At 69.9% G+C, this 23,811-nt stretch carries 19 protein-coding genes; 10 read left to right on the plus strand and 9 right to left on the minus strand.

The features are described 5' to 3' along the window. Positions 1-190: 190 nt before the first annotated feature. The 3 genes from hisS to J2S76_RS19870 form a co-directional block, all read right to left on the minus strand. Positions 191-1,672 (minus strand): histidine--tRNA ligase, encoded by a 1,482-nt coding sequence (gene hisS / locus J2S76_RS19860; protein ID WP_307063317.1) that lies wholly within the window; start codon positions 1,670-1,672, stop codon positions 191-193. Positions 1,673-1,740: 68 nt separating this feature from the next. Continuing rightward, the gene (locus J2S76_RS19865) at positions 1,741-2,856 is read right to left on the minus strand and encodes a TIGR03364 family FAD-dependent oxidoreductase (protein WP_307063319.1); all 1,116 of its coding nucleotides are present in this window, start codon (positions 2,854-2,856) and stop codon (positions 1,741-1,743) included. Between the two features lie 108 nt (positions 2,857-2,964). Then, positions 2,965-4,920: a tetratricopeptide repeat protein gene (locus tag J2S76_RS19870; protein WP_307063321.1), complete on the minus strand. Its 1,956-nt coding sequence runs from the start codon at positions 4,918-4,920 to the stop codon at positions 2,965-2,967. A 295-nt stretch (positions 4,921-5,215) separates the two neighbouring features. Here J2S76_RS19870 and aptA point away from each other — a divergent pair, with 295 nt between their 5' ends. From aptA to J2S76_RS19885, 3 genes are all read left to right on the plus strand, one after another. Next, positions 5,216-6,553 carry an omega-aminotransferase AptA gene (gene aptA, locus J2S76_RS19875; RefSeq protein WP_307063322.1) on the plus strand — a complete coding sequence of 446 codons (1,338 nt, stop codon included), beginning with the start codon at positions 5,216-5,218 and terminating at the stop codon, positions 6,551-6,553. 299 nt (positions 6,554-6,852) lie between these two features. Beyond that, positions 6,853-9,330: an ATP-dependent helicase HrpB gene (hrpB, locus tag J2S76_RS19880; protein ID WP_307063323.1), complete on the plus strand. Its 2,478-nt coding sequence runs from the start codon at positions 6,853-6,855 to the stop codon at positions 9,328-9,330. A 371-nt stretch (positions 9,331-9,701) separates the two neighbouring features. Continuing rightward, positions 9,702-9,920, plus strand: coding sequence for a hypothetical protein (locus J2S76_RS19885; RefSeq protein WP_307063325.1), 219 nt, complete (start codon positions 9,702-9,704; stop codon positions 9,918-9,920). Positions 9,921-9,932: 12 nt separating this feature from the next. Here J2S76_RS19885 and J2S76_RS19890 read toward each other — a convergent pair whose 3' ends face one another. Next, entirely contained in the window at positions 9,933-11,252 is a 1,320-nt protein-coding gene (locus tag J2S76_RS19890) for a hemolysin family protein (protein WP_307063327.1), read from the minus strand. Positions 11,253-11,420: 168 nt separating this feature from the next. Here J2S76_RS19890 and aroC point away from each other — a divergent pair, with 168 nt between their 5' ends. The 3 genes from aroC (at position 11,421) to J2S76_RS19905 (ending at position 15,445) form a co-directional block, all read left to right on the plus strand. Next, positions 11,421-12,533, plus strand: a complete 1,113-nt coding sequence (aroC, locus tag J2S76_RS19895) for a chorismate synthase (RefSeq protein ID WP_307063329.1) — start codon at positions 11,421-11,423, stop codon at positions 12,531-12,533. Between the two features lie 615 nt (positions 12,534-13,148). Beyond that, positions 13,149-14,453, plus strand: coding sequence for a 3,4-dihydroxy-2-butanone-4-phosphate synthase (gene ribB / locus J2S76_RS19900; RefSeq protein ID WP_307063331.1), 1,305 nt, complete (start codon positions 13,149-13,151; stop codon positions 14,451-14,453). Positions 14,454-14,638: 185 nt separating this feature from the next. Then, on the plus strand, positions 14,639-15,445 hold the full coding sequence (locus J2S76_RS19905; protein ID WP_307063333.1) for a DUF1194 domain-containing protein: 807 nt from the start codon (positions 14,639-14,641) through the stop codon (positions 15,443-15,445). 86 nt (positions 15,446-15,531) lie between these two features. On the opposite strand, the gene J2S76_RS19910 is transcribed toward J2S76_RS19905, so the two are convergent. Then, positions 15,532-16,014 carry a DUF4142 domain-containing protein gene (locus J2S76_RS19910; protein ID WP_307063335.1) on the minus strand — a complete coding sequence of 161 codons (483 nt, stop codon included), beginning with the start codon at positions 16,012-16,014 and terminating at the stop codon, positions 15,532-15,534. Between the two features lie 191 nt (positions 16,015-16,205). Beyond that, positions 16,206-17,465, minus strand: coding sequence for a class I SAM-dependent RNA methyltransferase (locus J2S76_RS19915; protein ID WP_307063337.1), 1,260 nt, complete (start codon positions 17,463-17,465; stop codon positions 16,206-16,208). 211 nt (positions 17,466-17,676) lie between these two features. Between J2S76_RS19915 and J2S76_RS19920 the strand changes: the two genes are divergently transcribed. Next, positions 17,677-18,213 carry a DUF1097 domain-containing protein gene (locus J2S76_RS19920; protein ID WP_307063339.1) on the plus strand — a complete coding sequence of 179 codons (537 nt, stop codon included), beginning with the start codon at positions 17,677-17,679 and terminating at the stop codon, positions 18,211-18,213. A 35-nt stretch (positions 18,214-18,248) separates the two neighbouring features. On the opposite strand, the gene J2S76_RS19925 is transcribed toward J2S76_RS19920, so the two are convergent. Together J2S76_RS19925 and dxs are read right to left on the minus strand one after the other, a co-directional pair. Beyond that, positions 18,249-19,019 (minus strand): TlyA family RNA methyltransferase, encoded by a 771-nt coding sequence (locus J2S76_RS19925; protein ID WP_307063341.1) that lies wholly within the window; start codon positions 19,017-19,019, stop codon positions 18,249-18,251. Positions 19,020-19,035: 16 nt separating this feature from the next. Continuing rightward, positions 19,036-20,958 (minus strand): 1-deoxy-D-xylulose-5-phosphate synthase, encoded by a 1,923-nt coding sequence (dxs, locus tag J2S76_RS19930; RefSeq protein ID WP_307063344.1) that lies wholly within the window; start codon positions 20,956-20,958, stop codon positions 19,036-19,038. A 221-nt stretch (positions 20,959-21,179) separates the two neighbouring features. On the opposite strand from dxs, the gene J2S76_RS19935 reads away from it, so the two are divergent. Genes J2S76_RS19935 through J2S76_RS19945 form a run of 3 tightly spaced genes read left to right on the plus strand, consistent with a single transcriptional unit; the run spans position 21,180 to position 23,371 of the window. Then, positions 21,180-22,505 (plus strand): hypothetical protein, encoded by a 1,326-nt coding sequence (locus J2S76_RS19935; protein ID WP_307063346.1) that lies wholly within the window; start codon positions 21,180-21,182, stop codon positions 22,503-22,505. Between the two features lie 15 nt (positions 22,506-22,520). Then, a complete protein-coding gene (locus J2S76_RS19940; RefSeq protein ID WP_307063348.1) occupies positions 22,521-23,108 on the plus strand; it encodes a protein-S-isoprenylcysteine O-methyltransferase in 588 nt (195 codons plus the stop codon). 11 nt (positions 23,109-23,119) lie between these two features. Further along, on the plus strand, positions 23,120-23,371 hold the full coding sequence (locus J2S76_RS19945; protein ID WP_307063350.1) for a DUF1272 domain-containing protein: 252 nt from the start codon (positions 23,120-23,122) through the stop codon (positions 23,369-23,371). Here the strand turns inward: J2S76_RS19945 and J2S76_RS19950 are convergent. After that, positions 23,337-23,798: a DUF1284 domain-containing protein gene (locus J2S76_RS19950; RefSeq protein WP_307063352.1), complete on the minus strand. Its 462-nt coding sequence runs from the start codon at positions 23,796-23,798 to the stop codon at positions 23,337-23,339. The genes J2S76_RS19945 and J2S76_RS19950 overlap by 35 nt on opposite strands. Between the last annotated feature and the right edge of the window lie 13 nt (positions 23,799-23,811).

Below are 23,811 nucleotides of genomic sequence, written 5' to 3' on the forward strand. Positions count from 1 at the left end.
GTTTGCGGGCGGGAGTCTCCCGGACCAGCGACGCCCCAGGCGGCCGCACGGGCCGGAGCGCGACGGCCCATCCTTCGAGGCGCGCTGCGCGCGCACCTCAGGATGACGACGCTCCCGGACAGTGCGGACGGTCAGGCCCTCGTCATGCTGAGGCGCCCGGCAACGCCGGGCCTCGAAGCACGCAGCCCCCTCACCCCCGCGCGGCGCCGTGCGGGACGCCGTGATGGTCGAGCAGCTCGCGCACCTTGTCGACCAGCTCGCCCTCGGTGCAGGCGAACTGCGCCGGGCGGGTCTCGCGCCACTCGGCATTGTCGGTGATGGCGGCGGCGGCCTTGGCGCCCTCGATCAGATCCTTGATCTGCACCTGGCCATTGGCGCGCTCATCCGAGCCCTGAATGACCACGCAAGGCGAATTGCGGCGGTCGGCATATTTGAACTGGTTGCCGAGATTTTTCGGGTTGCCGAGATACATTTCGGCGCGGATGCCGGCCTGCCGCAGCGTGGCGACGAGGCCCATATAATGCGCCGTCTGGTCGCGATCCATCACCACCACCACGACCGGGCCGAATTCCGGCGTGGCGTCGGTCTTGAGATAGGACAGCGCGGAAGCCAGCCGCGAGACGCCGATGGAGAAACCCGTAGCCGGCACAGCTTCGCCACGGAAGCGCCCGACCAGCCCGTCATAGCGCCCGCCGCCACCGACCGAACCGAAGCGCACCGGGCGGCCCTTCTCGTCCTTCACCTCGAAGGTCAGCTCCGCCTCAAAGACCGGGCCGGTATAGTATTCGAGGCCACGGACGACGGAGGGGTCGATCTTCACCCGATCCCCATAGCCGGCGGCGTTCACCAGCGCGCCAATCTCGTCGAGTTCCGCCCTGCCGGCACGGTAGGCCTCGTTCTCGGCGGCTTGGCCCGCGCCGGGATTGAGAGACGCCAGCACGATGTCCGCCTGCCCCTCATCCAGCCCCGCGCCCTTGGTGAAGTCGCCGCTCTTGGCTTCGGGGTTCTCCCAGCGGCCTGCGCCGAGCAGGTCGCGCACGCCCGAGATGCCGACCTTGTCGAACTTGTCGATGGCGCGCAGAACCGTTAGCCGGCGGCCGGCATTCTCGTCGCCACCGAGGCCGATCGCCTCCAGCACGCCGTCCAGAACCTTGCGGTTATTGACCTTGATGACGTACTTGCCCTTGAGCCCAAGCGCCTCCAGCGTGTCCGCCATCATCATGCAGATCTCGGCATCGGCGGCCACGGTCGGCGCCCCCACCGTATCGGCGTCGAACTGCATGAACTGGCGGAAGCGGCCGGGGCCGGGCTTCTCGTTGCGAAACACCCAGCCGGCGCGGTAGCTGCGGAAAGGCTTGGGAAGCTTGTCGAAATTCTCCGCCACATGGCGGGCGAGCGGCGCGGTCAGATCATAGCGCAGCGACAGCCACTGCTCGTCATCGTCCTGGAACGAGAACACGCCCTCATTCGGCCGGTCCTGGTCCGGCAGAAATTTGCCCAGCGCGTCGGTATATTCGATGAAGGGGGTTTCCAGCGCCTCGAAGCCGTAAAGCTCATAGACCTTGCGGATCGTCTCCAGCATCGCCCGCGTCGGCACGAGCTCGCCCGGCCCGCGATCGGCAAAGCCGCGCGGCATGCGGGCGCGAAGCTTGGTGGGTTTGTCCTTGGCCATGGGCGCCGTCCTTCACGAGTGTCGGCGCGGGTTTAGAGGATGGGGCGCCGTGCGGCAATGCCGGCGCTTCAGTCGAACAGTTCCGCCATCGCCTCCTCGGCGATCGCGAAGCCGGTGGAGGCGCCGGTGCCGCTGGTCACCACCACGAGGCGGATATGCTCGTGTGGCCGGTCGATGAAGGCGAGCCGGTCGGGGGCCGAGGCATAGGTGCCGATCCAGCGTTCGCTGACCTGCGGCCGGCGGCCGAACAGAGCGGCGTATTCGTCGAGGATCAGCTCGTCGACGAAATCGGGCGCGAACGGGTCCGGCGTCGCGCCATAATGATGGCTGTCGCCCACGACCAGCGAGCCATCGGCCGACTGCACCACGATGAGATGCACGCCATGCGTGAGGTGGTCGGCCTGCTCGGCCTCCAGCACGCGCTTCAGCGCTTCGGCTTCGGGCAGTTCGGCATAGCCGAGATAGCGCCCGAGCGAGAGGTCGGTCATCACGGAGCCCGGCAGCATGCCCAGCGCCGGGTCGCTCACGCGCAGCATGTGCAGCTTGCAGCGGGTGACGCCATAGGCCTTGAAACGGTCCTCGAACAGGGTGTGGAAATCATCGCCCGGCGCCACCACGATGCGCGACGCCGTCACCGTGCCGGACGAGGTGACGACCCGGCCCGGCTCGACCACTGTGACCGCGCTCTCGCGGCGGAATTCCACGCCCTCGCTGGCCAGCCAGGCGGCGAGGCGGGGGATGGCGTCGCGCGATTCCACCCGCATGTCGTGCGGGCTCCACAGCCCGCCGGAAAGCGCGCCGGTGAGCGCCGGCAGCCGCTCGCGCGTCGCCTCAGGCGTGAGGAGTTCGCAGCCCTCGCCCATTTCGGTGGCGCGGAAGGCTTCCAGCACCGGCAGCGCCTCGGCGCGCCGCACCGCCACCAGCAGGCCGCGATGCACCACCTCGATGCCGGCCCGGGGCGCTATTTCGGCCCAGATGTCGCGCGAGCGCATCGCCCGGCGCCAGCACTCGCCGCGCTGCTGGCCGGTGACGGTGACGAAGCCGAAATTGCGCACCGAGGCGCCATTGGCCTGCGCGTCACGGTCGATGACAACCGTCTTCAGCCCGCGCCGCCGCGCCGCTATGGCGTGGCCGAGACCGACGACGCCCGCACCGACAATGGCGAGATCGAAACTGTCCGACATGAGAAAGGTCCGCGTGGAGGGGAGATCCGGGAAGCGGCCCAGCCTATAGCCGCTCTCGCCCGCCCGCGCCACGCGACCTTGTGCGCGCCGGCCCGGCGCCCGCCGATTTCAGTTCGCGGCGGCGGAATCGCGCAGCTTCAGGCCGAGATCAGCGAGATCGGCCCGCACCTTGCGGGCGACGCCGGCATCGGGAAAGAAGCGGCGGATCATGGTGTCCGGCTCGCTCGCCCAGCCCGGCGCGATCGCCACCAGCTTGGCGAGGTCGGCCCGCGCCTCGTCATCCTCGCCGGCGAGATGGCTGGCCAGCGCCCGCGCCAGCAGCCCCGGCGCGTAGCCCTCGCCCATCAGATGGTCCGCCGCCGCGGCGGCGGCCACCGCATCGCCCCTGAGATAGGCGGCGATGACGCGGTGATAATCCACCCAGGGCGGCATGCCCGGCGCCGCATGGGCGGCCTGCGCCAGCATTGCCTCGCCGCGCGCGCTGTCGCCCAAAGCGACCAGCCGCCCGCCAAAATCCGCCAATATGTCGACATCATAGGGGTTGAGCTCCAGCGCGCTCGCCCCCGCCGCCAGCGTGGCCGCGCGCTCGCCCCGGAAGAAATGCACATCCATCAGCACCCGGCGGGCGAAGGCGCTGGTCGGGGCCAGCTCCACCGCCTGCTCCGCCGCCGCCAGCGCGCGGTTGAGCGCCGGGGTCGCGGCGCGCGGCGGGACGCCGGCGCGGATCTCGTCGAGATTGAGTTCCGCCAGCAGCGCGTAGCCGAGCGCGAAGGTGCGGTCCGCCGCCACCGCCTTCTCCAGACAGTCGCGCGCCGCCTCGTGCTCGGCCGGCAGATAGGAGCGCCAATAGGAATAGGCGATGAGCACGCAGCCATAGGGCCCCGCGATCGCCGGCCCGCCGGCGGCGGTGACGCGGGCCCGCGCCCGCGCCTGGATCACCCCATAGGGCTCGGCGATGGCCGCCATGATGTCGCGCACCAGTCCGATTTCCAGCGCCGTGGCGTCGCCGCCGCGCCGGAGGCTGTCGAACTCCCGCGACCAGACGATGGTGCCGTCGCACAGGTCGGAGAGGCGCAGCAGCACGGAAAGCGTGCCGTCATCATGATTCTCCACCAGCCCGCCCAGCGCGAAGGCGGAGCTGGGCGAGGCCTCCTCGCCCGCACAGCGCAGCGCCGGGCGCGCGTCCGGGCTCGCCAGCACGTCGAGCAGGTCGAAGCGGGCCAGCGCGTCGCGCACCCGCACCTCGATCGCCTCGGCGGTGAAGTCGCCGCTGCCCGCCGCGCCGGCACGGGCGGGCGTGTCGCCGGGCGGCAGCACCGGGCCGCCGGTGGATTCGAAGTTGCGCACCTCGATCATCGGTATGCCAAGCCGGTTGGCCCGCTCCAGCGGCTCCAACTGGGAGCCCGCCAGCACGCCGCGCAGCCCAAGCGGGTCGAGACTGCCGAGCGCAAGGCCGGAGACGACAAGGACCACCGCAGCCAGAAGCACACCGAACGCCAGGCCGACGCCGATGCGGCGGCGCGGCACGGCGACCGGCAGCGGGGCGGCAACCGGCTCGGCCGGCCGCTCAGCCGGATTTCCGCGCGAAAGGCCGTCCAGGAAAGCGTCGGCACCCGCCAGATCGGCCAGCGCCTCCGGCGCCTCTTCCGCTGTCGCGGGCGCTGGCGCTGGCGCGGGCGCCATGGCCCCCGCCGCCGGCCGTGGCAGGAAATGCGGCACATAGCTGCCGCGCGGAATGGCGATTTCGAGGTCGTCGGCGGCGCCGGCGCCAGCGTAATAGCGCTCCAGCGCCCGGCGCAGCCGCGTGGCCTCCACCCGCACGATCGGGTCGGTCTGCGGATCGAAGGAGGGGTCGCGCCCCAGCGCCTCGACAGCGATGGTGTAGCCCTTGATCGCCTCCCGGCGCCCATCCAGCGTCGCCTCGACGACGAAGCGCAGGATGTTGGCGAGCTGCGGCGAGGAACGCAGCTCATCGGAGGCGAGCACATGCGCCAGCGCGCGCCGCACCGCATCGGGGGAGGCCGCGTCGGCTCCGGGCGTCTCGACTGTCGTGCTCTCGGGCACCGCAACGTCCTATCCTGCGCCGTCCCGGGCGACCCCGCCCCGGACCGGCAGAAACGCCCTCACATGGGAGGCGCCGCGCTCACCCCCGCTGACGCAGCGTGAACGCCTCCATCTCTGCCGTGCGTTGATGGCCGCGATGAGGCCGCCGGGTCAAGCCGGCCAATGACGCCGCCGGCCCGGCAGAAAGGAAAGTGATCACATCATGATTATTTCTCGTGAGCGCAACCTGCTTACGTATTATACATGACTAAAAAAGCGCGGCTTGTCCCCTTCGCCGTATCAGCCGGAGTCATTCATGTCTGCTTACTCTTCCGCAGCCGCCAGCCCGAACGACCTTGAGGCGTTCTTCATGCCCTTCACGCCCAACCGGGCGTTCAAGGCGAAGCCGCGCCTGCTCTCGCGCTCCAAGGACATGCACTACTACACGCCGGAAGGGCGCGCGGTGCTTGATGCTACCGCCGGTCTGTGGTGCGCCAATGCCGGCCATAACCGCGACCCGATCGTCGAGGCGATCCAGCACCAGGCGGCGGAAATGGATTTCGCCCCGCCCTTCCAGTACGGCCACCCCAAGGCCTTCGCCGTCGCCGCCCGCATCGCCGCGCTGGCGCCGGGCGATCTCGACCATGTGTTCCTGTGCAATTCCGGCTCGGAAGCCGGCGACAGCGCGCTGAAGATCGCGCTCGCCTATCACGCCACCACGGGCAATGCGACGCGCACCCGCCTCATCGGCCGCGAGCGCGGCTATCACGGCGTCGGCTTCGGCGGCATCTCGGTCGGCGGCATGTCGCCCAACCGCAAGATGTTCGGCTCGCTGCTGCCGGGTGTCGACCATCTGCCGCACACCTATAATCGCGAGAAGCAGGCCTTTTCCAAGGGCGAGCCGGAGTGGGGCGCCGAGCGCGCCGACGCGCTGGAGAACCTCGTCGCCCTGCACGACGCCTCCACCATCGCCGCCGTCATCGTCGAGCCGATGGCCGGCTCCACCGGCGCCATTCCCGCCCCGGTCGGCTATCTCAAGCGCCTGCGCGAGCTCTGCGACAAATACGGCATCCTGCTGATCTTCGACGAGGTCATCACCGGCTTCGGCCGTCTCGGCTATGCCTTCGCCGCCGAGCGCTACGGCGTGGTGCCCGACATGATCACCTTCGCCAAGGGCGTCACCTCGGGCGCGGTGCCGATGGGCGGCGTGCTGGTGCGCAAGCACATTTACGACGCCTTCGTGAAGAGCGACGCGCCTGTCATCGACCTGTTCCACGGCTACACCTATTCGGCGCACCCGCTGGCCTGCGCCGCCTCGCTGGCCACGCTCGACCTCTACCGCGAGGAAGGCCTGTTCGAGCGGGCGCGGGCGCTGGAGCCGATCTGGGCCGATGCCTTCCACTCGCTGCGCTCCAAGCCCGGCGTGCTCGACATCCGCACGGTCGGCCTGGTCGGCGCGGTGGACTTCGAATCGCGCGCCGACGGCGTCGGCCGTCGCGCCTATGAAGGCATGGAGCGGCTGTTCCACGACGAGGGCATGATGGTGCGCACCGCCGGCGACACCTTCGCCGTCAGCCCGCCGCTGATCGTCAGCGAGAGCCAGATGGGCGAGATCGTCGAGAAGATCGGCCGCACGCTCGACGCCATCTTCTGAGCGGGCGGTCGGACGTGACTTTCCTCTCCCCTTGGGGGAGAGGTGGCCCGCGAAGCGGGTCGGTGAGGGGGCACGCTCGCGGAGCGTCGAAGAGGGCGGCCCCCCCCCCCCCCCCCCCCCGGGGGGGGGGGGGGGGGGGGCGGCGGGGGGGGGGGGGGGCGCCCCCCCACGCTCGCGGAGCGTCGAAGACCCCTCACCCCAACCCTCTCCCCGTCGGGGAGAGGGAGACAGGGCCCTTCCGGGATGGCGTGCCCGGCAGCAGTTCCGGGATCGGGCAACAGGCTGTATAGCCCTGCGCCATGCCCGCGCCCCTCTCGCCCCTGCCCATTGACGACGCCCTGCCGGAACTGACCGCCGCCCTGCGCGCGGGTCCTTCCGCCGTGCTCGTCGCCCCGCCCGGCGCGGGCAAGACCACGCGGGTGCCTCTGGCGCTTCTCGACCAGCCCTGGGTGGGCGGTCGCAAGATCCTCGTGCTGGAGCCGCGCCGCCTCGCCGCCCGCGCCGCCGCCACCCGGATGGCGCAAACGCTGGGCGAGGAAGCCGGGCAGACGGTCGGCTACCGCGCCCGCTTCGGCTCGAAAATCGGCCGGAACACCCGCATCGAGGTCATCACCGAGGGCATCTTCACCCGGATGATGCTGGATGACCCGGAGCTTTCCGGCGTCGCCGCCGTGCTGTTTGACGAGTTCCACGAGCGCAGCCTCGACGCCGATCTTGGTTTGGCGCTGGCGCTCGACGCCCAAGCCGCGCTGCGCGAGGACCTGCGCATCCTCGTCATGTCGGCGACGCTGGACGGCGCCCGCGTCGCCCGGCTGCTGGCCGGCGCGCCTGTCGTCGAGAGCCTGGGGCGGGCCTTCCCGGTGGAAACCCGCTATGCCGGACGCACACCGGGCGCGCCGATCGAGCGGCAGATGGCGGAGCTCATCGCCCGCGCGCTGCGCGAGGAGACCGGCTCGCTGCTCGCCTTCCTGCCCGGCGCGTCTGAGATCCGCCGCACCGAGCGTTTTCTGCGCGAGGCCGTGCGCGATCCCGCCATCGATATCGCCCCGCTCTATGGCGCGCTCACCCCCGCCGAGCAGGACCGCGCCATCGCCCCCGCCCCGCCGGGGCGGCGCAAGGTGGTGCTCGCCACCTCGATCGCGGAGACCAGCCTCACCATCGAGGGCGTGCGCCTCGTCATCGACAGCGGCCTCGCCCGGGTGCCGCGCTTCGAGCCCGGCGTCGGCCTCACCCGGCTGGAGACCGTGCGGGTGTCCCGCGCCGCCGCCGACCAGCGGCGCGGCCGCGCCGGGCGTACCGAGCCCGGCGTATGCCTGCGCCTGTGGCACGAGCCGGAGACCGCGAGCCTGCCGGCTTTCGCCACGCCGGAAATCCTCGCCGCCGACCTCTCGCGCCTCGTGCTCGATCTCGCCGTCTGGGGCGCGCGCGATCCCGCGAGCCTCGCCTTTCTCGATCCGCCGCCCGCTCCGGCGGTGACGGAGGCACGGGCGCTGCTCGGCGCGCTCGGCGCCTTCGCTACGGACGGGCAGGTGAGCCCGCTCGGCCGCGCCATGGCCCGGCTGCCGCTGGAGCCGCGCCTCGCCCGCATGGTGATCGAAGGCGCGCGGCGCGGCGCCGGCGAAGAGGCGGCGCGCATCGCCGCCCTCGTCTCCGAGCGCGGGCTCGGCGGCGACGCCCCCGACCTCGCCCACCGGCTGATGGATTTCGCCCGCGACCGCTCCCGCCGCAGCGAGGAAGCCCGGCGGCTGGTCGAACGCTGGGCCGGGGAGGCGGAACGGCAGGTTTCCGGCACCCGGATGGCCGGCGATGCGCCCTCCCCCGCCGTTCTGCTGGCGCTGGCCTTCCCCGACCGGGTGGCGCGCGGGCGCGGCGACGGGCGGCGCTTCGTGCTGGCGAATGGGCGCGGCGCGGCGCTGGACCCCGCCTCCTCACTCGCCCGCGCCCGCTTCCTCGCCATCGCCGAACTCACCGGCACGGCGGATGAGGCGCGCATCCTGCTCGCCGCCGAGCTCACCGAGGCCGAGATCGAGGCGGAGTTCGGCGACGCCATCACCGAGGGCGTGGAAACCGCCTTCGATGTCGCCTCCGGCGCGCTGCGCGCGCGCCATGTGCGCCGGCTCGGCGCGCTTGTTCTGGCCGAGCGCACCGCCGCGCTGAAGCCGGGGGAAGACACCGCCCGGGCGCTGGCCCGCGCCGCCGCCGCGCGCGGGCTGGAGCGGCTGAACTGGTCCGATGCGCAGCGGCAATGGCTTGATCGCGCCCGCTTCCTCCACGCCAGCGCCCCCGATCTCTGGCCGGACCTGTCCTGGACGGCCCTCACGGAAACCGTCGAGGAGTGGCTGGCGCCTGTCCTGGGCGACATCACCGCGCTCGGCGCGCTCGATACTGAGCGACTCGGCCGTGCCCTCACCTTGCTGCTGCCCTGGGAGCAGGCGCGGCGCATGGAGGCCGAGGCGCCGACCCATTATGAGGTGCCGACCGGCTCGCGCCTGCCGATCGACTACGCCACGGATGGCGGCCCGACGCTGCATGTGCGGGTGCAGGAGCTGTTCGGCCTCACCACCCATCCCAGCATCGCCGGCGGGCGGGTGGCGCTGATCCTGTCGCTGCTCTCGCCGGCGCACCGGCCGATCCAGCTGACCCGCGACCTGCCGGCCTTCTGGGCCGGCTCCTGGCGCGACGTGCGCGCCGAGATGCGCGGGCGCTATCCCCGCCACCCCTGGCCGGAAGACCCGGCCCAGGCCGAGCCGACGCGCCGGGCAAAGCCGCGCAGTTGATCGGGTTTAGAGACGCCGAGGGAGACCGTCATCCCCGGGCCTGACCCGGGGATGACGGCTTCTGTCGGAAGGCGCGCCAGCAAAGTCGTGCAGGACCGGGCCAGGCCCGGTCCTGACGGCGCTCCGTGTCACGCCGGGCCAAGCGCAGCCAAGACGGCCCTCCTGCCTGCCCGTCAGATGACGCCCGGCCGATGGTCGCGGTCGTGAAGTATTAACCATCCCCCACCGGCAAACATTAACCACACGCCAAGAGGATTGGCGGCCTGCGCCGGCTTTAACGTGCGGTCAAGGTGTGGGGCGCAAGGTGTCCTCATAACAAGATCTGTCCCAAGACAGATGTCATGCGGATGTATTCAAGCAGAGACAGGTCCATGCGCGAAATGGTGGAACGGGAAATGGTCGGGCAGTCGATGGCATCGCGCCGCCGCACCGCCGTCGCACGCCGGCCCCACGGCACCGGCCTCGAATATGGCCTCATCGCCGCGGCGCTGGCCGTTGCCATCGTCACCGTCGTCGTCGGCGTCGGCACCCGCTATGGCGGGCTGCCGGCGTCCACGCCGGCGCTTTCGGTCGACGCCAGCATCCGCTGAGCCGCCGGCGGCTCAGCCCAGCAGCGGCGCCCGCCGCCGGGGCACCACGGCGCGCTGCACCAGCAGCTTGTCGACGCGCCGTCCGTCCATGTCGACCACCTCGAAGCGCCAGCCCATCGTCTCGAAGGTGGCACCTTCCTGCGGCAGCGCCTTCAATTCGTGCAGCACCAGACCGGCGGCGGTGTGGAAGCCGGCATCCTGCGGGATGCGGATGCCCAGCACCTCGGAGAGCTCGTCGAGCGGGGTCGAGCCGGCGACGAGATAGCTGCCATCCGCCCGCTCCACCACGTCGGGCTTGGCCTGGCCGTCCTCGTCAAGCACCACGGTGCCGGCGATCGCGTCCAGAAGGTCGGCCGGGGTGAGGATGCCGACCATCGAACCATACTCGTCCACCACCAGCGCCAGCGGCGATTCCCCGTGGCGCAGCGATTTCATCGCGCCGAGCGCCCCGGCGGTCTCCACCATCACCACCGCCGGCTTGACGAAGCGGCGCGGGTCCGGCGTCTCGCCATTGAGATAGGCCTCCAGCAGGTCGCGAATGTCGATGACGCCGACCGCCTCCTCCGGCGTGCCCTCGCAGGCCGGCATGCGGGTGTGGCGTGTCTCGCGGATCGTCTGGCGCACCGCGTCGGGCTCGTCGGTGAGGTCGATCCAGTCGACATCGGTGCGCGGCGTCATCACCGCCCGCACCGGCCGGTCGGCGAGGCGCATCACCCCGGCGATCATCTTGCGCTCGTCCGGGTCGATCACGCCGGCGGTCTCCGCCTCCATCACGATGGCGCGGATTTCCTCGTCGGTCACATTATTGTCGTCGCTGGTGCCGTGCTCGCCCAGCAGGCGCAGCACGAGGCGCGAGGAAATGTCGAGCAGCCACACCGCGGGCGCGCCGATGCGCGCCAGCATCACCATCCCTGGCGCGACCAGGCTGGCGAGCTTTTCCGGGCTGCGCAGCGCCAGGCGCTTGGGGATCAGCTCGCCGATGATCAGCGAGACATAGGTGATCGCCGCCACGACGAGCGAATAGCCAAGGCCGCCGGCGAGACCGGGCGAGACGCCCTGCTCCCGCAGCCATTCGCCCAGCATGCCGCCGAGCGTGGCGCCGGAGAAGGCGCCGGCGAGAATGCCGATCAGGGTGATGCCGATCTGCACGGTGGAGAGGAAGCGGCCGGGGTCGGAGGCCAGCTGCAGCGCCATGCGGGCGCCGTGGGAGCCATTATCGGCCAGTGAGCGCAGACGCGCCGGGCGGGCGGACACGACGGAAAGCTCGGCCATGGCGAGCACGCCATTGATCAGGACGAGCAGGACGACAACGGCGATTTCAAAAAGGGGCATCGGCTCGGGGTTGGCAATCAGGGATTGACACTCTCTAGCATGATTGGCGCCATTCTCCATGGCGGACCCCTCTTCCGCGACGGACGGGGCCGGCCAAGGCGTGTTTGACGCCCGCCGCGCGGGCGCCTAGAAGCGCCGGGCCCCTCCCCTGTCGCCGGCGGAACCGCTATGTCCTTCAACAGTTTCGGCCACCTCTTCCGCGTCACCACCTTTGGCGAGAGCCATGGGCCCGCCATTGGCGGGGTGATCGACGGCTGCCCGCCCGGCCTGCGCTTCCGGCTCGACGAGGTGCAGGCCGCGCTGGATCGTCGCCGGCCCGGCCAGTCGCGCTTCACCACCCAGCGCCGCGAGCCGGACGAGGTGCGCATCCTCTCCGGCACGCTGGCGGAGGAAGACGGCACGCTCATTTCCACCGGCACGCCGATCGCCTTTCTGATCGAGAATGTCGACCAGCGCTCCAAGGACTATTCGGCGATTTCCGAGAGCTACCGCCCCGGCCATGCCGATTATGCCTATGACGTGAAATACGGCCTGCGCGACCATCGCGGCGGCGGGCGCTCCTCCGCGCGCGAGACGGCGGTGCGTGTCGCCGCCGGCGCCATCGCCGCCAAGGTGCTGCCTGATGTGACGATCACCGGCGCGCTGGTGCAGATGGGCGAGATCGGCATCGACCGCGCCAATTGGGACAGCGCCGAGATCGGCCGCAACCCGTTCTTCTGCCCGGACGCGCAGGCGGCCGCACGCATGGCGGATTATCTCGACGGCATCCGCAAGTCCGGCTCTTCCGTCGGCGCGGTGATCGAGGTGGTGGCCGAGGGCGTGCCGCCGGGCCTTGGCGCGCCGCTCTATGGCAAGCTCGACGCGGACCTCGCGGCGGCGCTGATGAGCATCAATGCGGTGAAGGGCGTGGAGATCGGCGAGGGCTTCGCCAGCGCCACGCTGACCGGCGAGGACAATGCCGACGAGATGCGGATGGGCAATGATGGCCGCCCGGTCTTCCTCGCCAACCATGCCGGCGGCGTGCTCGGCGGCATTTCCACCGGCCAGCCGGTGGTGGTGCGCTTCGCGGTGAAGCCGACCTCCTCCATCCTCACCCCGCGCCGCACCGTGACGCGCCATGGCGAGGATGCGGAAATCGTCACAAAGGGAAGGCACGACCCCTGCGTCGGCATCCGCGCCGTCCCCGTGGGCGAGGCGATGGTGGCCTGCGTGCTGGCCGACCATTTCCTGCGCCAGCGCGGCCAGGTCGGCACGCCCCCGGCCTGGCCGTTCCCGCGCTGAGCCTCGTCCTCCCGGCCGGAACGCAGCGAAGGACCGCGCCAACACAATTCTATCCGCCCCCCCTGCCCCCGGCGCGATAATCCCCCCACCTCATCCCGACGAAGGGGGCGCAACCGGAGCGGCCGGCTCGCGCGGGATGGGGGGCGGTGGCCGAGTGGCGGGGATAACGCACCCCGGCGTCCGGCGGCCCAAGCCATGCGTCCCCGGTCGGTCTTCCCACCGGCCACGGGGCGACGCGTGCCGTCCGCCCGCAAGGGCGCGCCGGTGCGTCACGCACCCCACAGGGGAGGATAGAAAGTGACAGTCCTCCCGGGCGCGCATGGAGCAAGCCTAGAAACACCGCGTTGCGGGGCGCTGGAGACGGCGCGTCGGACGGTTGACGACCTGCTTGCACCACCTTTTCACACACGGTGCAGGCGACCGCCGGGGCTCCCGTCCCGGCGCCCCGCACGCCCCTTGATCTAAGGGGCGAAGGCGACGTGCCGGCCCGCAGCTCCGCGCCAGAGAAGGCGACGGGGCGCTTCAGCCTGCCTACGCGCCGGGCGCATTTCAGTATCGCTGAAACGATCTACAATTTTCATTGCCAGTGAATATTCGCAGCTTTATCGTCGGGTCATGAAACTCGCGGACTGGCTCACCACCACAGGCACGACCAAGAGCGCCTTCGCGCGCGCCGTCGGCCTGTCACCGGCCAGCATCACCGCGCTGTGCAAGGACGAAACGGCCTGGATCTCGCGGGAAGCGGGCGGGCGCATCGCCGCCGCTACCGGCGGCGCGGTGACGCCGAACGATTTCCTCGGGCTCGCGAGCGTGGAGGCGATACTCATGACCGACAATCTGCAGGCCCGCGTCGAAGCGGCGATCGAAGCCTTTGCCCGTGGCGAGATGCTCGTCGTCACCGATGATGACGACCGCGAGAATGAGGGCGACCTCATCGTCGCCGCCCAGTTCGCCACGCCGGAAAAGCTGGCCTTCATCGTGCGCCACACCTCGGGCATCGTCTGCACCCCGCTCACCGCCGAACATGCCAAGCGGCTGCGGCTCAACCCGATGGTGACGGACAACGACGCCCCCCACTCCACCGCCTTCACCATCTCGGTCGATTACCGCCACGGCACCACGACGGGCATTTCCGCCGAGGACCGCACCGCCACCGTGCGCGGCCTCGCCAACCCGAATGCCGGCGCGGTGGATTTCGTCCGCCCCGGCCACATTTTCCCGCTCATCGCGAGGGAAGGCGGCGTGCTCATGCGCTCGGGCCACACCGAGGCGGCGGTGGATCTGTGCCGGCTGGCCAATCTGGAGCCGGTCGGCGTCATCTGCGAACTGGTGAACGATGACGGCTCGGTGATGCGGGGGCCGAAAGTCACCGAATTCGCCGGCACCCACAAGCTCACCCGGATCTCGGTGGCCGATCTCATCGCCTATCGCCAGCTGCGCGAGAAGCTGGTCAGCCGCACCGCCGAATTCGCCGCGCCGACGGCGGTGGGCGAGATGCACGCCATTTCCTATGTCACGCCGTTCGAGCCGGTGAACCACCTCGCGCTCATCCACGGCAAGATCGGCGATGGACGCGACGTGCTGGTGCGCCTGCACCGGGCCGACCCGATCGGCGATGTGTTCACCGGCGGCAAGGCGATCCGCGCCTCGCTGGAGCGGATCAAGGCGGAAGGGCGCGGCGTGCTGGTCTATCTGCGCGACGGCACGACAGGCGTGCCGGCCGCCACCATGGGCGACGAGGAACGGATTGAGAGCGCCAAGATGCGCGACCAGAACTGGCGCGAGGTCGGGCTCGGGGCGCAGATCCTGCGCGATCTCGGCATCTCCTCCATCCGCCTGCTGGCGTCGCGCGCGCGCACCTATGTCGGCGTCGCCGGCTTCGGCATCGAGATAACCGACACCGAGACGCTGGACGTGTGACGCGCGCGGGCGCTCTCTACTCCGGTAGCGGGGTGCGCCGCTACCCCGGTAGCGTTCGCTCACGCGAACGGCATCGGGTCGGGGCGCCCGCCCACACTTTCGGCTCGTGCCCCCGCCCCCCTCATGTCACCATGGGCATGACGGTTCTCTGACACGTCGAGGTCCCGTCACCGACGGAGGTCGCGATGTCGCGCGTGCGTGCGTTTCTCGCCCTGATCGCCGCCCTGTGCAGCCTCACGGCAGCAGGCGGCGCCCGCGCCGATGACATCGTCGATGTCGAGCTGGTGCTGGCGGTCGACGTGTCCTATTCGATGGACCTGGACGAGCTCGCCTTGCAGCGCGAAGGCTATATGCAGGCCGTCACCTCGCCGGAATTTCTCAGCGCGCTGCGGCTCGGCCCCAATGGCCGCATCGCCATCGCCTATGTCGAATGGGCGGGCGCGGACGAGCAGAAGCTGGTGGTCGACTGGACGCTGGTCGGCAGCGCCGGCGAGGCGCGCGCCTTTGCCGCCGCCATCGGCGCGGCACCGCTGCGCCGCGTCTACCGCACCTCGATTTCCAGCGCGATGAATTTCAGCGCCGACCTCATCGAGGGTAACGGCATTCGCGGCCTCCGGCGGGTGATCGACATATCAGGCGACGGCACCAATAATCAGGGCCCGCTGGTGGATGTGACGCGCGACGCCATCGCCGCGCGCGGCATCACCATCAACGGCCTGCCGCTGATGCTGAAGCAGGCCAGCGGCTCGCTGCTCGATATTGGCGACCTCGACATCTATTACGAGGACTGCGTCATCGGTGGCCCCGGCGCCTTCGTCATTCCGGTGCGCGGCCCGCATGAATTCGCCGACGCCATCAAGACCAAGCTGGTGCTGGAGATCGCCGGAGTCAAACCGCCGAAGCCGGCGCTGATCCGCCCCGCCGGCGCCGAGGAGCCGCGCGTGTCCTGCTCCATCGGCGAGCGCATGTGGATGGAGCGCTGGGGCAATTGAGAAGGGTTCGCGACCGCACCCCTGCCGCCGTCATCCCGGCCGGCGCGAAGCGCAGAGCCGGGATCGCTCTCCCTGCCGGCCAGCGTCTATTTTTTCAGCGCGGCGGCCAGCTCGTAGCACATGCCGAGATGCATCTCGATGGTGGGAAGGGTCGCCTTGGCGAAAGCCTTCATCACCGGATTGGCGCCGCCTTTCGCATAACCCGCGAACAGGCCGACGGCGGCCTGATGCCCCTTGGTCTGGGCGGCAACGTATTCCGCCTCGAAGGCGGGACCATAGAGGCCGCGCAACCGCGCCATCTCCGCGTCGAGATCGGCGCCGAGGCCGGGCGGCGGCACGATACCGGTGTCCGCCTTGCCGAGCGCGGCGACGAACGCCGTCCCGATGCGGCTGTGGTCCGTGATCATCTTGGCCGCGAAGGCCCGGATCCTGGGATTGAACGACTTCAGCAGCGCGAGCCGGCTCGACGCGATCTCGAACTGGTTCGCGGCGGCGGCGGTGTTGATGAAGGCCGCAGTCGACGGCACCTTCGCGGCCTTGGCAAGCGCCTGCGGCGTCGGCCCGCCCATGGAGGGCATGGTCATGGAGGACATGGTCTCGGCCTGCACGCAGGTCGAACCCACGGCCAGTGCAAGTACCGAAGCAATAAGCAGAGCCTTCACGATGTCCTCCCGGAACGCGGTTTAGGGCTATCCTCGCCCGCCCCGCGGGCGAACGCCAGCACATTTGCCGTCCTCCCGGCCGGCGCGTGCCGACGTGGTTACCGTCGGAACACCCCAACCAGCTCCACATGGGCGGAATAGAGGAACTGGTCGACCGGGGTGACACGTTCCAGCCGGTAGCCGCCCTCGATCAGGATCTGCGCGTCGCGGGCGAAGGTGGTTGTGTCGCAGGACACGCCGATCACCAGCGGCACGGCGCTCGCCCCCAGCTGGCGCGCCTGCGCCTCCGCGCCCTGGCGCGGCGGGTCGAACACCGCCACATCCACGCCCTTCATCTCCTGCGCCAGCAGCGGGCGGCGGAACAGGTCGCGCACCTCGCCCGTCACCGGCTTCAACCCGGCCGCGCCGCGCACGGCCTTGGTCAGCGCCTCGATGGCAGATGCCGAGGATTCATAGGCCGTCACCCGCACCCGCTCGCCAAGCCGCAACGCGAAGGTGCCGACACCCGAGAACAGGTCGACCGCGCGCGCCGCGCCTTTGGCGCCGTCCACCGCCTCCGTCACTAGCCGCACGAGCGCCGCCTCGCCGGCCGCCGTCGCCTGCAGGAAGGAGCCCGGCGGCAGGGCAACCCGCGCGCGGCCCATGGTGAGCATGGGCGGCTCGCGCTGCAGTACCAGTTCGCCATGGCGGGTGAGGCGCGCCAGCCCATGCTCGCCGGCGATCTGCGCCAAGGCGACGACACGGTTCGGTTTCAGCGGGCCACTGCCGCGCACATCCATGTCCAGCCCGGTTTCCGTCGCCGTCACCTGGATGTCGAGCGGCTTGGCGATCGGCACCAGTTCCTGCGCCACCGCCCAGGCCGCCTTGAGCGCACCATCAAGGCCGGGCGCGAGAATGGGGCAGGCGTCGATCGCCACCACCGCATGGCTGCGCCGGCCGGCGAAGCCCACCGCCAGCACGTCCCGCCCTTTTGGCGCGCTGCCGCCCGTGCCGCGCGCGTGGAAGGTTGCCCGCCGGCGCCCCTCGCCATGAGCGGCAACCAGCGGCGCCACCTCGGTTTCGATCCCGGCCCGCTCCAGCGTCTCGACAACGAGAGCGCGCTTCCAGGCCTCATAGGGCGCGGGCGCCCAATGCTGGAGCGCGCAGCCGCCGCACGGTCCGAAATGCGGACAGATCGGCGCGATCCGGTCGGGGCTGGGCGCGAGCACCGCCAGCAGCCGTGCCCGGTCATGCTCGCGCTCAACCTCAACCACCTCGCCGGGCAGGGTCAGCGGCACGAAGACCGTTCCCTCCGTCGTGTCGGCAACGCCATCGCCCCGGTGGCCGATCCGCGCAATATCGAGCTTGGTCATGCTCATCCGGGCTTCACCTCTATCATGATCCATAAGTTATAATGTATTTGAGAGCAAATATCACCCAGAGCGCAGACAATGACTACAATCCGCATGCTGATCTCAAGAATCTACGCTAATATAAGAGTGGCTGATTCCGTTTATTCAAATGGACAGCGTCGTTTACTTAGCACATGCACATAATAATAAGTCTCTAAACAACCAAAAGGGGGAAAGAATGCCGCTTGTTTCCGCACTTGCCATCAGCGTTGGCGTCCTTGGGGGCCTCGCTACCTGGCTGTTTCTCGGGCCTCTCGCTGGTGGCCTGCAAATCTGGGCCGCCTTCATCGCCTGGGCCTGTTTCTTCCACTGCGGTGGCAAGGAAGCCGGGCTCAAGGCCACCATCCTCGCCAACATCGCGGGCGCGGTCATGGCGTGGCTGACCCTGCTGGCGGTCAGCCGCGGCGGGCTCGGCGATACGCTCGGCCTGCCCGTATGGGCCGGCATCTGCGTCGGCGTCGGCGTGCTGGTGATGATCCTGCTCGGCCATCTGCCGGCCTTCGCCGCCATTCCGGCGATGGTCTACGGCTTTGCCGCCATGGCCGGCTACACGCTGCTGACGGCGGACGGCCTCGCCAACCTCACCGCCGCCAGCCTCGCCAACCCGTTGGTCACGATCGTGCTGTCGATGATCGTCGGCGCCGCGCTCGGCTATGTCTCTGAGAAGGTCGCGGGGATGCTGGTCGCCAGTGGCGGCCAGACGCGGCGCGCCTGACCGGTGCCACTCATGGGGTAAAGGCGCGGGCGGCATCACTCCGCCCGCGCCGCTACGAGGAGACTTTCCTCATTGCCGTCCCCGCCCAGCACGGGCGAGACGAGCCGATGCGTCACCTTCCAGCCGTGCTCTTCCAGCAGATCGGCGATGCGCGCCGCTGCCTCGGCGCGGGCCTCGGCGTCCTTCACGATGCCGCCCTTGGACAGCTTGTCGCGACCGACCTCGAATTGCGGCTTCACCAGCGCCACCAGATGCGCCTTTGCCGCCGCATGAGGGAGCAATGCCGGCAGCACCTGGTGCAGCGAGATGAACGACACATCCACCGTCAGGATGCCGGCTGCCGGCACCTCGCCCGGCGCGACGTTGCGAATGTCGGTCCCCTCTCGGGAGACAAGGCGCGGATGGCCCCGCAGCCGGGGATGCAGCTGGTCGCGCCCGACATCGATGGCGTGCACCCGCAAAGCGCCGCGCGCCAACAGCACCTCCGTAAAGCCGCCGGTCGAAGCGCCGACATCCAGCGCCTCCAGCCCCGCAACGCTAAGCCCGGCGGCATCGAGCGCCGCTTCCAGTTTCAGCCCGGCCCGCGACACCCATTCATACGCCTCGCGTGCCGCGATGGCGGCGCTGGCGGAAATCGTCTCGGAGGGCTTGGCGACCCGCTTGCCATCGGCTGTGACGAGGCCAGCCTCGATCGCCGCCTGGGCGCGGGCGCGGCTGTCGAACAAGCCACGCTCCACGAGCACCCGGTCGGCGCGGTCGCGGCGGGAGGATGAGGGGGGCGGCTTTGCAGCGGACGGCGGGCGCATCGCCGGTCGGTCCGGCTCAGCCGCGCAGCAGGGCGAGCGCGGCTTCTTCCTCGCGCCCGAGGGCATTGAAGACACCGCGCACGATGCCTTCGACGTCGAGGCCGGCCTCGTGCATCTGGCTGGAAGGGGAATCCTGCTCGATGAAACGGTCAGGCAAGGCGAGGGTGCGGATCTTGAGGCCGCGATCGAGCGCTCCCGCCTCGGCCAGCAGGGTCAGCACATGGCTGCCGAAACCGCCGACGGCGCCCTCTTCCACTACGACAAGCACCTCGTGCTCGCGGGCCAGCCGCAGCACCAGATCGCGGTCGATCGGCTTGGCGAAGCGCGCATCGGCCACTGTGGTCGCCAGGCCGAAGCCGGCGAGCTGGTCAGCGGCGGAAAGGCATGCGGCGAGCCGCGTGCCGAGCGAGAGCAGGGCGATCTTCGAGCCCTCGCGCACCACCCGTCCACGGCCGATCTCCAGCGGCGTGCCGCGCGCGGGGCGCTCCACGCCCACACCCTCGCCGCGCGGGTAGCGGAAGGCGATCGGGCCTTCATCATAAGCCGCAGCCGTGGCGACCATATGCATCAGCTCGGCCTCGTCGGCCGCCGCCATCACGACCATGCCCGGCAGGGTGGCGAGCATCGGCACGTCGAAGGCGCCGACATGGGTGGCGCCGTCCGCCCCCACCAGACCGGCGCGATCGATGGCGAAGCGCACCGGCAGGCGCTGGATCGCCACATCATGGACGATCTGGTCATAAGCCCGCTGCAGGAAGGTCGAGTAAATGGCGCAGAACGGCTTGTAGCCCTCGGTTGCCAGCCCGGCGGCGAAGGTCACAGCATGCTGCTCGGCGATGCCGACATCGAAGGAGCGCTCGGGAAAGACCTCGCCAAACAGGTCGAGCCCGGTGCCGGCCGGCATGGCGGCATTGATGGCGACAATCTTGTCGTCGTGGCGGGCTTCCTCGATCAGGCTCTCGGCGAAGACCCGCGTGAAGCTCGGGGCGTTGGACGCCGCCTTCTTCTGCGCGCCCGTGGCGACATCGAAGCGCTGCACGCCGTGATACTTGTCGGCGGAAGCTTCCGCCGGCGGATAGCCCTTGCCCTTCTGGGTGACGACATGAACCAGCACTGGGCCGGTCTCGGCGTCGCGCACATTACGCAGGATCGGCAGCAGGTGGCTGAGATTGTGGCCGTCGATCGGCCCGACATAATAGAAGCCGAGTTCCTCGAAGAGCGTGCCGCCGGTCCAGAAGCCGCGTGCGAACTCCTCCGCCCGCGCCGCCTGCCGGCCGAAGAATTTCGGCAGATTGCCGGCGAGCTGCTTGGCGGTCTCACGAAGGGAGCGATAGGTCCGCCCGGACAGCAGCCGCGCCAGATAGGCCGACATGGCCCCCACCGGCGGGGCGATCGACATGTCGTTGTCGTTAAGGATGACGATGAGGCGCGAATCCATCGCCCCGGCATTGTTCATCGCCTCATAGGCCATGCCGGCAGACATGGCGCCGTCGCCGATCACGCACACCACGTTGCGCTGGCCGCCGGCGAGGTCGCGCGCCACCGCCATGCCGAGCCCGGCCGAGATCGAGGTCGAGGAATGGCCGGCGCCGAAGGGATCATATTCGCTCTCGGCCCGGTTGGTGAAGCCGGAAAGCCCGCCGCCCTGGCGCAGCGTTCGCATGCGCTCGCGCCGCCCGGTGAGGATCTTGTGCGGGTAGCATTGGTGGCCGACGTCCCAGATCAGCCGGTCATTGGGCGTGTCGAACACATGATGCAGCGCCACCGTCAGCTCAACAACGCCGAGCCCGGCGCCGAGATGGCCGCCGGTAACGGAAACTGCGTCGATCATCTCCTCGCGCAATTCCGCCGCGATCTGCGGCAACTGCTCCTCCGGCAAGCGGCGCAGATCGGCCGGCTCGCGGATCGTGTCGAGTAGCGGCGTCGAGGGACGGGTCAAGAACGGCTCCGAAAACACACTCGCCGACGGCGCGCACACAGGGGCACGCGCCGCCGGGCGAAGTCCAACGGCATACACAAGGACGGCGGGGCGCGCAACGCACGCTCGCGCGACCCGGGCGCCACCTCTGGCGGGGTGCCGCGCGCAACCGCATGTGGAGACCGCACCCGCAGGCCGACGCGGCGTTGGCCTCGGGGCCCGGCTTCCTTTAAAAACGCGGCATGGACACACGAGTCGCGACGTCGACGCACAGGGACGACAGACCGGGGGAAGCCGCCGGCGCGGGTGCGGCCATCGTCGCCTCCCTCGTCGACAAGGCGGGCGCTGACACGCCGGCCAGGCAGGCATTCCGGCGACTGGTGCTGTTCTTCCCTGGCCATGACCCGACTGACATGGATTATCACCATGGCCGCTTCGCCAACCAGGCGGAGCGGTTCGGCAAGCTGTGGTCGGTGGAAGTCAGCGTGACGCCCCGGCTCGACGACGGCGCGCAGCCCTATGCCCGCTGGGAGGCCACTGCACGCGGCCCCAACTGGTCGACCCGCACCGAGTACCGCATCCTGCGCTGGGAGGACATCATCGGCGCGCTGGACGCACGGCCCGACCCGGTGCGGCTGTGGCGCGGCTTTGGCGGGCTGTGGGACTTTCTGCGCGGCGGCGCGGCGCGGGGCTATTTCCGCGCCAGCCCGCGCTATGGCTTGTTCTTCTTCTTTCCCTATCTCATCTGCGCGCTATTTGTCGCCGGGGGATTTCTCGCCGGGGCGCTGGTGCTGTGGGGGTTGGGGTCGGTCCTCCCCGCCCCGTTCGCCTGGCTCGCGGCCCTCGCCACCGGCACTGCCATCTTCTTCGCCCTGTTCCACCGGCCGGGACGCGACTGGCGCCTGCATCAGGCGCTCGACGACTGGGACCTGGCGCGCGACTATCTGCACGACAGCACGCCAACCCTCGACGCCCGGCTCGACCGCTTCGCCGAGGTACTGGTGGAGGCGGTCCGCGCCGGCGCGCATGACGAGATCATCCTCGTCGGGCATAGTCTAGGGGCGACGCTGATGCTCGGCGTGATTGACCGCGCGCTCGATCGCGATCCCGGCCTGGCGGATGGGCCGACACGGGTCAACCTGCTCACCTGCGGCGCGACCATCCCGAAGCTCGCCCTGCACGCCAAGGGCGGCAAGGTGCGCCGGCAGGCTACCCGCATCGCGCAGACGCCCGGCCTCACCTGGGTCGAGTACCAGGCGCGGCACGACGCTATCAATTTCTACAAGTTTCACCCGGTGACGCTGCGCCGCGCCGGTTTCGAGCATGCCGAGCCCAGCCCGCCTTTGCTGCGCAACGCCAACATCAAGGAAATGCTCACCCACGCCAAGCTGAAGCGGCTGCGTTGGCACGCCATGCGGCTGCACTACCAGTTCCTGCTGGCGAATGAGCAGAAGGCGCCCTACGACTATTTCATGTTCGCCCTCGGCCCGCTGTCCTTCCCCGACCTGTCCGCGCGCGCGGAGGGGCCGGTCGGTCGCTTCGCGGCGGATGGCTCCCTGATCGCCTGAACCAACGGACGCTTCATGACCCTTATCGTCGCCGCAAAGATCGTGTGGGCCGCCGGCTGCATCGGCTGGTATGTCATCCGCCTGCCCTTCGAGCGCAAGGTGAAGCGCGAGCGCGTAATCGACGCCCGCGACCGGCTGCGCGAGCTGGTGCTGCTCTCCTGCTCGACAATGGGCCTCGGTATCGTCCCGCTGCTGTGGGCGACCTCCCCCATCTTCAACGGCGCCGACTACCCCTATTCCGGAGTGCAGTTCGCGCTTGGCACCCTCACCTTCGTGTTCTCGCTCTGGCTGTTCCGCCGCACCCACCGCGACCTCGGCAAGAACTGGTCGGTAACACTGGAGATCAAGGACACGCACAAGCTCATCACCGGTGGCGTGTACCGGCATGTGCGCCACCCGATGTATTCAGCCTTCTTCCTGTGGGCGCTGGCGCAGCTCATCCTGATCCCGAACTGGATCGCCGGCCCGGCCGGCCTCATCGGCTTCGGAATCCTCTATGCCTTCCGCATCGGCCGCGAGGAGAAGATGATGCTCGACACCTTCGGCGACGAGTACCGCGCCTACAGCGCCCGCACGGCGCGGCTGATCCCCGGCGTGTACTGAGCGGGGTCCAGATGCTCGAGCTTCGGCCGAATTGCGAATGCTGCAACCGCGACCTGCCGCCGGCCTCGCGCGAGGCGCTGATCTGCACGTTTGAGTGCACCTTCTGCGCCGATTGCGCCGCGCAGGTGCTGGGCGGCAGCTGCCCCAATTGCGCGGGCGAGTTGGTGCGCCGCCCGGTGCGGCCCGAGGCGGCGCTGGCCCGCCACCCCGCCTCGACGGTGCGGGTGTTCAATCCGGCGTGCCATAGCCACCGGACGGGCTGAAGCCTGCGCCTGCGAGCCGCGTTCCCGCAAAACCCTGACCGGCGATCTGGGTACAGAAATCCGACCATTGGCACCCCGCGCAGGCGGCGCGGATGCCGCCTTCCGCAAAGGCCCGGCGCATCCGCCCGACCCGCGCCTCCGTGAGGGCGATTGCCCTGCCAGGCTCGAGCGGGTGGCCGAGAAGTCCAGCAAGGACCGCGCGGGCCTGCGTGTCGCGCAGGGCCACGCTGGCATTGCGGCAATGGTGGTCGGACTCGCCCAGCATCGGCGCGCAGATATCGTCTGGCCCTTCCACCAGTTCCACCGCCTCGCCTTCATTCAACCGGGCGACAATCCGCCGATACTGCGCGGTGAAGGCGGGTGTGTAGCCCTTCCCGACAAAGGTCAGTAGGCAGAGCAGGTGGTGGGGGCGCAGCCGCACGGTCATGGGGCGCGGCCCG

This window comes from Ancylobacter vacuolatus (assembly GCF_030813595.1).
Classification (GTDB): Bacteria; Pseudomonadota; Alphaproteobacteria; order Rhizobiales; family Xanthobacteraceae; genus Ancylobacter; species Ancylobacter vacuolatus.

Coding starts and splice junctions, on each gene's coding strand:
- J2S76_RS19905 (WP_307063333.1), top strand. CDS start 14,639: ATGTCGCGCGTGCGTGCGTTTCTCGCCCTGATCGCCGCCCTGTGCAGC.
- J2S76_RS19910 (WP_307063335.1), bottom strand. CDS start 16,014: ATGGGCGGGCCGACGCCGCAGGCGCTTGCCAAGGCCGCGAAGGTGCCG.
- J2S76_RS19920 (WP_307063339.1), top strand. CDS start 17,677: ATGCCGCTTGTTTCCGCACTTGCCATCAGCGTTGGCGTCCTTGGGGGC.
- J2S76_RS19950 (WP_307063352.1), bottom strand. CDS start 23,798: ATGACCGTGCGGCTGCGCCCCCACCACCTGCTCTGCCTACTGACCTTT.
- aroC (WP_307063329.1), top strand. CDS start 11,421: ATGTCCTTCAACAGTTTCGGCCACCTCTTCCGCGTCACCACCTTTGGC.
- J2S76_RS19935 (WP_307063346.1), top strand. CDS start 21,180: ATGGACACACGAGTCGCGACGTCGACGCACAGGGACGACAGACCGGGG.
- J2S76_RS19885 (WP_307063325.1), top strand. CDS start 9,702: ATGCGCGAAATGGTGGAACGGGAAATGGTCGGGCAGTCGATGGCATCG.
- aptA (WP_307063322.1), top strand. CDS start 5,216: ATGTCTGCTTACTCTTCCGCAGCCGCCAGCCCGAACGACCTTGAGGCG.
- hrpB (WP_307063323.1), top strand. CDS start 6,853: ATGCCCGCGCCCCTCTCGCCCCTGCCCATTGACGACGCCCTGCCGGAA.
- J2S76_RS19940 (WP_307063348.1), top strand. CDS start 22,521: ATGACCCTTATCGTCGCCGCAAAGATCGTGTGGGCCGCCGGCTGCATC.
- J2S76_RS19915 (WP_307063337.1), bottom strand. CDS start 17,465: ATGAGCATGACCAAGCTCGATATTGCGCGGATCGGCCACCGGGGCGAT.
- ribB (WP_307063331.1), top strand. CDS start 13,149: ATGAAACTCGCGGACTGGCTCACCACCACAGGCACGACCAAGAGCGCC.
- J2S76_RS19890 (WP_307063327.1), bottom strand. CDS start 11,252: ATGCCCCTTTTTGAAATCGCCGTTGTCGTCCTGCTCGTCCTGATCAAT.
- hisS (WP_307063317.1), bottom strand. CDS start 1,672: ATGGCCAAGGACAAACCCACCAAGCTTCGCGCCCGCATGCCGCGCGGC.
- J2S76_RS19925 (WP_307063341.1), bottom strand. CDS start 19,019: ATGCGCCCGCCGTCCGCTGCAAAGCCGCCCCCCTCATCCTCCCGCCGC.
- J2S76_RS19865 (WP_307063319.1), bottom strand. CDS start 2,856: ATGTCGGACAGTTTCGATCTCGCCATTGTCGGTGCGGGCGTCGTCGGT.
- J2S76_RS19945 (WP_307063350.1), top strand. CDS start 23,120: ATGCTCGAGCTTCGGCCGAATTGCGAATGCTGCAACCGCGACCTGCCG.